At 71.4% G+C, this 11,236-nt stretch carries 7 protein-coding genes; 4 read left to right on the top strand and 3 right to left on the bottom strand.

Annotated elements, in window-relative coordinates; translation table 11 throughout:
• Positions 1-123: 123 nt before the first annotated feature.
• The 3 genes from ACWDS7_RS41690 to ACWDS7_RS41700 are packed head-to-tail and all read right to left on the bottom strand — an operon-like array spanning position 124 to position 4,946.
• A complete protein-coding gene (locus ACWDS7_RS41690) occupies positions 124-2,637 on the bottom strand; it encodes an endo-beta-N-acetylglucosaminidase (RefSeq protein WP_451933786.1) in 2,514 nt (837 codons plus the stop codon).
• 10 nt (positions 2,638-2,647) lie between these two features.
• Positions 2,648-3,868: a glycoside hydrolase 5 family protein gene (locus ACWDS7_RS41695; RefSeq protein WP_451933787.1), complete on the bottom strand. Its 1,221-nt coding sequence runs from the start codon at positions 3,866-3,868 to the stop codon at positions 2,648-2,650.
• 46 nt (positions 3,869-3,914) lie between these two features.
• Positions 3,915-4,946 (bottom strand): LacI family DNA-binding transcriptional regulator, encoded by a 1,032-nt coding sequence (locus ACWDS7_RS41700; RefSeq protein ID WP_306871521.1) that lies wholly within the window; start codon positions 4,944-4,946, stop codon positions 3,915-3,917.
• 98 nt (positions 4,947-5,044) lie between these two features.
• Here ACWDS7_RS41700 and ACWDS7_RS41705 point away from each other — a divergent pair, with 98 nt between their 5' ends.
• Genes ACWDS7_RS41705 through ACWDS7_RS41720 form a run of 4 tightly spaced genes read left to right on the top strand, consistent with a single transcriptional unit; the run spans position 5,045 to position 11,221 of the window.
• Positions 5,045-6,325: an ABC transporter substrate-binding protein gene (locus ACWDS7_RS41705; RefSeq protein WP_306871523.1), complete on the top strand. Its 1,281-nt coding sequence runs from the start codon at positions 5,045-5,047 to the stop codon at positions 6,323-6,325.
• Positions 6,322-7,221, top strand: coding sequence for a carbohydrate ABC transporter permease (locus tag ACWDS7_RS41710; protein ID WP_306871526.1), 900 nt, complete (start codon positions 6,322-6,324; stop codon positions 7,219-7,221). The genes ACWDS7_RS41705 and ACWDS7_RS41710 overlap by 4 nt, the downstream gene beginning before the upstream one ends.
• A 1-nt stretch (position 7,222) precedes the next feature.
• Positions 7,223-8,179 carry a carbohydrate ABC transporter permease gene (locus ACWDS7_RS41715; RefSeq protein ID WP_451933788.1) on the top strand — a complete coding sequence of 319 codons (957 nt, stop codon included), beginning with the start codon at positions 7,223-7,225 and terminating at the stop codon, positions 8,177-8,179.
• 30 nt (positions 8,180-8,209) lie between these two features.
• Complete coding sequence (locus ACWDS7_RS41720) at positions 8,210-11,221, top strand: alpha-mannosidase (RefSeq protein WP_451933789.1); 3,012 nt, start codon at positions 8,210-8,212, stop codon at positions 11,219-11,221.
• Positions 11,222-11,236: the final 15 nt, after the last annotated feature.

Here is an 11,236-nt window from a genome sequence, read left to right on the forward strand (position 1 = left end):
GGACAGCTCCGGCGAGATCGGGACAGCTCCGGCGGGACCCTGCCGCCAGCCCTGGGTGTAGGCGGTGGTGACGGTCCGGATCAGCCCGGCGGCGCGACCGGCCTGGTGGGGCACGTTACCGCGCTACTTCCCCCACGCCTCGAACTCGTAGATCCGGGCGGCGGGGTCGGTGTTCTGGGTCGGTTTGGTGATGGACAGCCTGACGTGGCGGGCGGTGAGGGTGACCGGGTGGGTGGTGGTGGCCGCGGTGTTGCCGGTGACGGTCACCGCGGTCCTCCACTCCTCCGAGGCGGCGGAGCGCACCTGGACCGTGAAGTCCCGGGTGTTGAACGCCGCGCTCTCCCCGCCGGCCTGCGCGTGCCGGACCACGAACCGGGTCAGGGAGCGGGCCTCGCCGAGGTCCACCTCCAGCCATCTGTCCGCGGTGAGCGTGCACCACTTGTCGGAGTTCCCGCCGGTGACGCTGCCGTTCACGGCCTTGGCCGGGCCCTCGTCCGCGTTGCACTGCCCGGAGGCGGTCGCCGGACGGCCGAGCGCGCGGTTCTCCTCCCCCGGCTCACCCGACCAGGCGACCGTCGCGGTCGCGGCGGCCGACCGGCCGTACTCGGTGGAGACGGCCTCGACCTCGATCGTCGTGCTGGTCTCCGCGCCGGCCCGGTCGAGCTGCGGCACGAAGTAGGCGTCGTTCGGGGTCGCGCCCAGGTACGTCCGGGAGCTGTCGGCGTTGCGGCGGTAGAGGTCGTAGTGGTGGACCTGGCCGGATCCGGAGCCGGCGGCGGTCCAGGCCAGGCGGAGCGACTTGCGCGAGGGGGACACGTCGGTCGCGCCGAGCACCTGGAGGCCGGAGGGCGCGGCGGGCGCGTCCACGGCTCCGTCGTACACGGCGAGCTGCCCGACCCGGATGTCGTACGAGGCGGCGGAGCCCTCGGCGCGCAGGCCGAGCTGGGCGATGGTCCTGCCGGCGTGCGCCGACAGCTCCAGCGTCTTCCGCTCCCAGCCGGTGCCGCCGGTGGACCCCAGGTCGAACGTGGTGAAGGTGTCCGGCGCGTCGGTGAACGCGACGGCCGCCTTCAGGCGGGTCGGGCCCGCGGCGGGCGTCTTGACCACGACGGACAGCTTGGTGTCGGCCGCCACCGGCAGCTTCGTCTGATAGAGCCGCACGGTGTTGGCCGCGTCGAGGTTCCCGGTGAGCCGCAGCGAGGAGCCGCCCTCGTACGCGTCGCCGTAGTCGATGGACGGCGTGAGCCGGGTCCCGGTGGAGCTCACCACCCACCGGTAGGTGGGGGGTACGTCCTGCACCGACAGGTTGTTCCAGCCGCCGGTGCGCACGCGGGCCCCGCCGACGTTGTAGAAGTCGCCGTGCCCGGTGTTGAACCCGGTGACGAACGGCTTCGCGGTCACGGCCGTGGACTCGGCGACGTAGTGCGCCAGGCCCTTCCAGGACGAGGAGGTCGCGGTGTCGGACGGGTCGGCGTTCCCGCCCACCCAGTATCGGGAGTCGCGGGTGCGGAAGTCGGCCGGCCCCGAGGAGGACTTCCAGGTCCACTCGGGCCGGTAGATGCCCAGCGAGGTGACGTGCGACTGACCGGCGGGGAACACCGCGTCCCAGCTCACCCCGGTGTTGTAGCCGTTCGCCTCGGTGTCGATGCCCGCGTACAGCTCGTGCTCGTCCCGGCCGAGGGAGCGGGCCAGGTCGCGCGACGACCGCAGGTTGCCCGCGCCCCAGCCGAAGTCCAGGAACATCGAGTCGGACACCCGGGCGGGGTCGCTCAGGAAGGCGTCGTTCGCCGTGGTGAGCGCGTCCTGCCAGCTCACCGAGCCGCTCTCGGTCATCGCGTCGTACCACATGAACTCGGTCTGACCCTTGGCCCGGGCGTACTTCATCAGCGAGCGGATCTCGGTCGCCAGGGCGGCGTCGCCGCCCGCGGTCTCCTGGTTGATGAACCAGCCGTCGAACCCGTAGTGCTGGGCCACCTGCACCAGTTTGTCGGCGACCGGGTAGTTCGAGCCGGATTTCTGCGCGAAGTCGCGCACCCACTGGATCTGTCCGCCGTACGCCGTCGGCGGGAAGAAGACCGTGCCGTAGACCTTGACCCCGTTGCGGTGCGCGGCGTCGATCACCGTCGCGTTGGGGGCGAGGATGAGGCCCTCGCTCGCCGAACCGCCCCAGAAGACCAGGGTGTCGATGTACTGCCAGTAGGTGAAGGCGTAGTAGTTGGGGTCGAGGGAGCCCTGCGACGGGTTGCCGGAGGTGGGCCCGAACGACACCAGCGAGGCGACCTTGCCCTCGCCGGCGCGCGCGTTCGGGTTGGCCTTGAGCGCGGGGTCGGAGGCGCGGGGCCGCAGCGGCACCCGTGACCGGTTGAACCGCGCGTCCGGATCCGTCGCCGGGTCCCAGTTCAGGATCGTGTTCGGGTGCCAGTAGGAGGCGTAGGGCTGGCCGCCCGCCGCCCGCACCGCCGCGCGGCCCGACCGGTCCGGCGCCGCCGGGGTGGACGGAGCGGACGGGGCGGCCGAGGGGGACGGGCCGGCGGGTGAGGAGGTGGGCGGGGATGTGGGGCCGGCCAGGGCGGGCTGGACGGCGAGGGCCGTGGCGATCAGGGCCCCGCACAGGGCGGGTAACACGCGGCGTCGCATCTGGGCTCTCTCATTCGTGAGTGAGGACGGTGTCGATCCCCCGAGTCGTGAGGTGGCCTGGGTCGGCGGCGCGGTCGCCGGCGACGATGGCCACTGGTCCGGTCCGGCGCAGCCGGACCCATTCGGTGTGGAAGGCGCTGCCGGGCGCAACCTCGGCCCGGCGGCCGGGCTCGGTCCGCAGGTCCACCTCGCACCGCAGGGCGGGGCGCCTTCCCTCGGTACGGCGGCGGCGCTCGCCGATGATCGCCGCCAGTTCCTTGGCCGCGGGCTTGGGGTGGTGGTCCACGGTGAACAGGCCCAGGTCGTACTCCCGCTCCGGGAAGTCGGTGAGGGAACGTTCCAGGTCGTGGGAGCACCACCAGGTGACGCCCCACAGGGCGGGGTTGGCGGTCACCGTGTCGAGCGTGCGGCGGACGAACTCGGCGGCGTGGGCCTCGGGCACGTCGGGCAGGGGCACGCCGATCTCCTGCAGCCAGACGGGCCGGGCCGGGTCGAGCGAGGTGGCCGCGGCCAGTTCGACGAGGTAGTCGGCGTGGCCGACGGTGGCCGGGCCGAGCGGGCCGTCGATCGCGGAGACGCCGTTGAACACCCAGGAGTGGACCGTGGTCAGGTCGCCGAGGTCCACGTTGTCGGCGGGATGGAACGGGTGCTCCGGGTCGTACCACGTGGCGTCGTACAGCGAGTGGAGGGCGAGCAGGCCGGGCGCGGCCGAGCGCACGACGTCGATCAGCTCGGCGGCCCAGGCCGTGGACGCCTCGGGCGTGGTGGGGTTGCTCGGGTAGAGGTTGTTGACCTCGTTGCCGAGCGTGACGGCGAACACGTTGTCGCGGGTGGCGACGGCGCGGGCGAGCCGGTCGGCGTACGCGGCGATGCCGTCGCGCACGTCGCGGTCGGTGAACAGGCTCCGCCGGTGCCAGGTGAGCACCCACGACGGCAGGAAGTCGAAGCTGGACAGGTGCCCCTGGAGCAGGTCCACCGCGACGGACAGGCCGAACTCGGCGGCGACGTCGATCAGCGCCAGCAGGTCGTCCACGCCGCGCTGCCGGATCATCGCCCGGTTGGGCTGGATCCACGGCCAGATCGGGAACACGCGCACGTGGTCCAGGCCGATCGAGGCCAGGTCCTCGAAGTCGCGGCGGACCTCGTCGAGCGAGAGGTCCAGCCAACTGTGGAACCAGCCGGCCGAGGGCACGTAGTTGGCGCCGTAGCGGATGGGGTCGGACAGGGGCACGCGTCCTCCGGGGGTCGAACGATCTCCCGGCGGAGCCTAAAGCGTTTTAGTCCTCCTGCCAAGTCCCGGGCGGCGCGGTGCTCTCCCGGACCACCAGCCGGGGAGTCGCCGTCTTGACGTCCCGGCGCAGCCCCGGTTCGGCGATGACCTCCAGCATCACCTCGGCGAGCTGCTTGCCGAAGGCGAAGGTGTCGCGGGAGAGCGCGCTGATCGCGGGGTGCGCGATCCGGGTCAGCACCGAGTCGTCGAAGGCCACGATGGACAGCTCGTTCGGCACCTTCACCCCCATCTCCCCCGCCACGCCCAGCCCGGCCAGCGCCATCACGTCGCTGTCGTAGACGATGGCCGTCGGCCGGCGGGGGCGGGACAGCAGCGCGCGGGTCGCGGCGGCGCCCTCGGAGTCGCTGAAGTCGGTGTGCACCGACACCGCCTCCTCCAGGCCGAGCCGCCCGGCGCGGTCGCGCAGCGCGCGCGTGCGCCGCTGGGTGTGCCGGAACTCCGGCAGGCCCGCGACGTGGGCGACCCTGCCGTGGCCGAGCGCGGCCAGGTAGTCCACGACCGACAGCATCGCCCCACGGTCGTCGGCCCACACGCTGGACAGGCTCCCGTGCTTGCCGGGACCGCCCAGGATCACCGCGGGCACCCCCAGCTCCTCCAGCACCTCGATGCGCGGGTCGCGGACCTTGAGGTCCACCATGACGAACCCGTCCACCCGGTGCGCGGAGGCCCAGTCGCGGTAGACCTCCATCTCGGCCTCGACGTCCTCGACGATCAGCAGGTGCAGCGCCGCCGACTGCGCCGACAGCCCCGCCTGCAGCCCGGACAGCAACTGGGCGAAGAACGGCTCCACGCCGAGGGTGCTGGCGGGCCGGGCGATGACCAGGCCCACGGCCTCCGCGCGGGCCCCGCCCAGGGCCCGCGCGGCGCTGTGCGGACGCCAGTTCATCTCCTTCGCGACCTGCAGGATTCGCGCGCGGGTGGCCTCGCCGACCCCCGGGCGTCCGTTGAGCGCGAAGGACACCGCGCCCTTCGAAACCCCGACCCGCTCCGCGATGTCGGTGATCGTCGGTCGGCGCACCACTGCTCCTTCACGAGTTCGTCTCAGCTATTGACACATGAGTCTAGCCGGGGGAATAGTCCCGCAACTAGAGCGATTTAGTACTCAAGGAGAGCGCCATGCGTAGGTACTGGACGGGACTGGCGGCGGCCACCGTCATGGTCGTCTCGGGCTGCGGGCTCGGCGGGGCCGACCCGCAGCAGGCCCCCGCCCCGACCGCGGCGGCCACGGGCGAGGTGAAGGGCACGGTCACACTGCAGACCTGGGCCCTGAAGCCCAAGTTCACGACGTACATGGAGGGCGTCATCGGCGCCTTCGAGAAGAAGTACCCGGGCACGAAGGTCCAGTGGCTCGACCAGCCCGCCGACGCCTACTCCGACAAGGTCCTCAGCCAGGCCGCGGGCGGCACCCTGCCCGACGTCGTCAACCTGCCCCCCGACTTCGCCCGCCCGCTGGTCAAGCAGGACATGCTGCTCGACGTCGCCCAGGTGGACTCCAAGCTGGCCGACGAGTACGTCGCGGGCGGCCTCGACGCGTACCGGTTCCGCGGCCACCAGGGCACCTACGGCTACCCGTGGTACCTCAACACCGACGTCAACTACTGGAACTCCGAGTTGATGACGGAGTACGGACTGGACCCGAAGAAGCCGCCGACGTCCTTCGACGAGCTGGTCGAGCAGGCCCGGATCATGAAGGAGAAGTCGGGCGGCAAGGTCCTGCTGATGAGCCGCCGCCCCGAGGTCGGGGACCTGAAGGAAGCGGGGGTCAAGCTCCTGTCCGACGACGGCACGAAATTCGTGTTCAACACCCCCGAGGCCGCCGCGGTGATCGACAAATACCGCGCCGCCTTCAAGGAGGGGCTGATGCCGCGTGACGTGCTGACCGACACATACGCCGGCAACGCCAAGCTGTTCAACGAGGGCGCGGTGGCCTGGACCACCGGCGGCGGCAACCACATCACGAGCGTGGCCAACGAGAACCCCTCGCTCGCCCCCAAGATCGTGGCCTCCTCCGACTTCGGCATCCCGCCGCTGTACGTCCAGGGCCTGTCGATCTCGAAGAAGACCAAGAACCCGCCGGCCGCGATCGCGCTGGCCCGCTGGGTGACCAGCCCGGAGAACCAGGCGGCGTTCGCCCACCTGGTGAGCATCTTCCCGAGCACGAAGGCCTCGGCGGACGACCCGTTCTTCAGCAAGAGCGACGGCACCAACGCCGGGGACGCCAAGGTCATCGCCTTCAACTCCCTGGCCAAGGCGGAGGTCCTCCAGCCCTTCGAGGTCACCGACGCGATGAGCAAGTTCATCCGGCAGCAGGTCGCGGCGGCCCTCAACGGTGAGATCTCCTCCAAGGAGGCCCTCGACGCCGCGGTCGCCAAGTGTAACGAGCTGCTCAACCAGTGACGTCTCCCGCACTGACCCGCCCGGGGCGGCTGCGCCATCTGTTCACACCTTGGGCGCTGGTGGCGCCCGCCGCGCTGTGGCTGCTCGTGTTCAACGCCTGGCCGTCGATCAACACGATCGTCCTGGCGTTCACGAACGCGAAGCCGCTGGGCGGCGGGCACTTCACCGGCCTGGACAACTTCGCCCGGGTGCTGAGCGACGCCCAGCTCGCCGACGCGCTGCTCAACAGCATCGTGTTCATGCTGGTCTGCCTGCCGCTGCTCACGGTCCTGCCGCTGCTGCTGGCGATCCTGGTCGAGAAGAAGATCCCGGGCATCGCGTTCTTCCGCACGGCCTTCTACACGCCGGTCGTCGCCTCCGCCGTGGTGGTCGCGCTGATCTGGAGCTGGGTGCTGAACGACCGGGGCCTGGTCAACGGGTTCGCGCAGTGGCTCGGCGTCATCGCCGAACCGATCCCGTTCCTCACCGAGCGCTGGCTGCTGGTGTTCAGCGCCATCTCCCTGACCGTGTGGAAGGGACTCGGCTACTACATGATCATCTATCTGTCGGCGCTCGGGAACGTGCGGCGGGAGCTGCACGAGGCCGCGGCCGTGGACGGGGCCGGGCCGATCCGCCGGTTCTGGAGCGTGACAGTCCCCGGCGTGCGGAACACGATGCTGCTGGTCTCGGTGATGGTGGCGGTCTCGGCGCTGCGCGTGTTCTCGGAGCTGTTCGTCCTCTCGAACGGCACCGGCGGCCCCGGCGGACGCGCCCAGTCCGTCGTGATGCTCATCCAGATGTACAGCCGTGGTTTCTACGGCCACTTCGGCTACGCGTCGGCGCTCAGCATCGTGCTGCTCGTCATCACGATCGGCCCGATGCTCCTGCTGCTCCGGCTCAACAGGAAGGCTGGCTGACATGCCCGACGTCACAGCACGCGCCGAACCCGGGCACCACGCCGTACCGGACGAGAGGCCGCGGCCGGAGCCGGGCCCGGGGCGGAGCAGGCACGCGGGCCGTACGCGGCGGCGAGGGCGGGGCGGCTTCGGCGCGGCGGGACCGGGCGAGCTGGTCCTGCGCTACACGCTGCTGGTGCTGGTGCTCCTGCTGCTGATCTCGCCGTTCCTGTGGCAGCTGTCCACCTCGCTGAAGAGCCTGCACGAGGACATCTACACCGAAACCCCGAGCTTCCTGCCGCAGCAGCCCACGCTGGACAACTACACCCAGGTCACCGAGACCATCCCCGTATGGTCGTACGCGCTCAACTCACTGATCGTGGCCGTCATCGTGGTCCTGGGCAACGCCGTGGGCGCGACCCTCGCGGGCTACGCGCTGGCCCGGCTGAGGTTCCGGGGCGCGAAGCTGCTGCTGGTGGGGTTCCTGTCCACCCTGGTGCTGCCCGGCGAGGTGACGATCATCTCGCAGTACATCACCGTGCGCGGGCTCGGCCTGGCGGACACGCTGCTGGGCGTCGCGCTGCCCGGCGCGATCGGCATGCTCAACGTGCTGCTGATGCGCACCGCGTTCATGGCCATTCCGCAGGAGATGGACGAGGCCGCGGTCATCGACGGCGCGACCCCGTGGCAGCGGCTGATCCGCATCGGCCTGCCGAACGTACGGGGCATGCTGAGCGTGATCACGATCTTCGCGTTCATCGGCGCCTGGGACGACTTCCTGTGGCCGCTCATCGTCCTCAACGACCCGGAGAACTTCACGCTCACCGTGGGCCTGCAGTACCTCAACGGGACGTTCACCAACAACCCCCGGCTGCCGGCGGCCGGGACCATGATCTCCTTTATCCCCATTGTGATCCTTTTCGCGTCGCTGCAGCGGTTCTTCTTCCGCGGCGTCGAAGAGGGCGCTATCAAGGGCTGAACCGGTTTCCAGAACGAGGAGTCTCTCCCCATGCATGACGACCGCGAGCTGGTCGAAGCCCGACTCAAGCGAGTGCTCGACGAGCGGATCCGCCCCGCGGTGTACCCCGCGTCCGTACCGCTGGACGTGGCCGTGTGGCACGCGCCCGGCGAGCCCGTGCCGGTGGCCGAGGGTCTGGCGGCCTCCCCCTCACCGATCGCGGTCGGTGACGCGTGGGGCGCGCCGTGGGGCACGAGCTGGTTCACGGTCACCGGCACGGTGCCCGCCGACTGGGCGGGCCGGACCGTGGAGGCCATCCTCGACCTGGGCTTCGACGAGAACATGCCGGGCTTCCAGTGCGAGGGCCTGGTCTACCGGCCCGACGGCAGCCCGGTGAAGGGCCTCAACCCGCGCAACCAGTGGGTGCGCGTCGGCGCGCCGGTCCAGGGCGGCGAGGAGGTGCGGCTGCACGTCGAGGCGGCCTCCAACCCGGTCATCCTCGACTACCACCCCTTCCTGCCCACGAAGCTCGGGGACAAGGAGACGGCCGGGAGCGAGCCGCAGTACCGGCTGGCCCGCATGGACCTGGCGATCTTCGACGAGGCCGTCTGGCAGCTCGTGATCGACCTGGAGGTGCTCGGCGAGCTGATGGCGGAGCTGCCCGTGGACGGCGCCCGCCGCTGGGAGCTGCTGCGCGCCGTCGAGCGGGCCCTCGACACGATCGACCTGCAGGACGTCAACGGCACGGCCGCCGCCGCCCGCGCCGAGCTGACCGGGGTGCTGGCCACGCCGGCCGCGCCCTCGGCCCACCGGATCAGCGCGGTCGGGCACGCCCACATCGACTCGGCCTGGCTGTGGCCGCTGCGCGAGACCGTGCGCAAGGTCGCCCGCACCACCTCCAACATGACCGCGCTGCTGGAGGACGAGCCGGAGTTCGTCTTCGCCATGTCCCAGGCGCAGCAGTGGGCGTGGATCAAGGAGCACCGGCCGGAGGTCTGGGCCCGGGTCGTCAAGGCCGTGGCCGAGGGACGGTTCGTCCCCACCGGCGGCATGTGGGTGGAGTCGGACACGAACATGCCCGGCTCGGAGGCCATGGCCCGGCAGTTCGTGCACGGCAAGCGCTTCTTCCTCGACGAGTTCGGCGTCGAGAACGAGGAGGCGTGGCTGCCCGACACGTTCGGCTTCGCCGCCGGGCTCCCGCAGATCATCAAGGCGGCCGGATCCAAGCGGCTGCTCACCCAGAAGATCTCCTGGAGCCAGATCAACAAGTTCCCCCACCACACGTTCCTGTGGGAGGGCATCGACGGCACCCGGATCTTCACCCACTTCCCGCCCGTGGACACCTACAACTGCTCGATGAAGGGCAGCGAGATCGCCCACGCGGCGCGCAACTTCAAGGACAAGGGCGTGGCCCGGCACTCGCTGGCCCCCACCGGCTGGGGCGACGGGGGCGGCGGCACCACCCGCGAGATGGTCGCCAAGGCGGCCCGCCTGCGGGACCTGGAGGGGTCGGCCGCCGTCGTCTGGGAGACGCCCGCCGAGTTCTTCGCCAAGGCCGAGGCGGAGTACCCCGCCCCGCCGGTCTGGGTCGGCGAGCTGTACCTGGAGCTGCACCGCGCCACGCTCACCAGCCAGGCCAAGACCAAGCAGGGCAACCGCCGCAGCGAGTCGCTGCTGCGTGAGGCCGAGCTGTGGGCGGCCACCGCCGCCGTGCGCACCGGGTCCGAGTATCCCCACGAGCGGCTCGACCGGATCTGGAAGACCGTGCTGCTCCACCAGTTCCACGACATCCTGCCCGGCTCGTCCATCGCCTGGGTGCACCGCGAGGCCGAGAAGACGTACGCCGCCGTGGCCGCGGAGCTGAACGAGATCATCGACGGCGCGCAGCGGACCCTGGCGGGGAAGCCCGGCTCCGGCGAGCTGGTCTTCAACGCGGCGCCGCACACCCGCAACGGCGTCCCGGCCGGCGGCGCGGCCGCGGCCCCCGCCCCCGCCGCCGCCGAACTCCGCACGCGTGGCGAGGGCGGGTACGTCCTGAACGACGGCCTGCTCCGGGTGGAGATCGACGGCCGCGGTCTGGTCGTCTCGGCCTACGACCTGCGGGCGGGGCGGGAGACGGTCGCGCCGGGGCAGGTCGCCAACCTGCTGCAGATTCACCCCGACTTCCCCAACATGTGGGACGCCTGGGACGTGGACCAGTTCTACCGGAACACGGTGACCGACCTGGTGGACGCCGACGAGGTCGCGCCAGGCGAGGAGCCGGGCTCGGTCCGCGTGGTGCGCTCGTTCGGCACGTCACGGGTCACGCAGGTCCTCACCGTGGAGGCCGGGCGGCTCGACATCCGCACCGAGGTGGACTGGCACGAGACCGAGAAGTTCCTCAAGCTGGCCTTCCCGCTGGACGTGCACGCCGACCGGTACGCCTCCGAGAGCCAGTACGGCCACGCCTTCCGCGCCACCCACACCAACACGAGCTGGGAGGCCGCCAAGTTCGAGGCGTGCAACCACAAGTTCGTGCACGTGGAGGAGCCGGGCTGGGGCGTGGCGCTGGTCACCGACTCCACCTACGGCCACGACCTGACCCGTACCGTGCGGGCGTCCGACTCGGGCACGACCACCACGCTGCGGGTGTCGCTGCTGCGGGCGCCGCGGTTCCCCGACCCCGAGACCGACCAGGGCCTGCACCGGTTCCGGCACGCGCTGGTGCCGGGCGCGGCGATCGGCGACGCGGTGCGCGAGGGCTGGTCCCTCAACCTGCCCGAGCGGCGGGTCCCGGGCGACGCCGAGGTCGCGCCGCTGGTCACCGTGGACGACGACGCGGTCGTGGTGACCGCCGTGAAGCTGGCCGACGACGGGAGCGGGGACGTCGTCGTCCGCTTCCACGAGTCCCGGGGAGGCCGGGCCCGCGCCCGCGTCTCCACCGGCTTCACCGCCACCGGTGTCGCCGTGACCGACCTGCTGGAGCGCCCGCTCGCCGACGCGGCCGCGCCGGAGCTGACCGACGGGTCGGTGGCGGTGTCGCTGCGCCCGTTCGAGCTGGTCACGCTACGGTTCAGCCGCTGAGCGCGCGCCCTCGGC

It is taken from the genome of Streptosporangium sp. NPDC003464 (genome assembly GCF_053588315.1).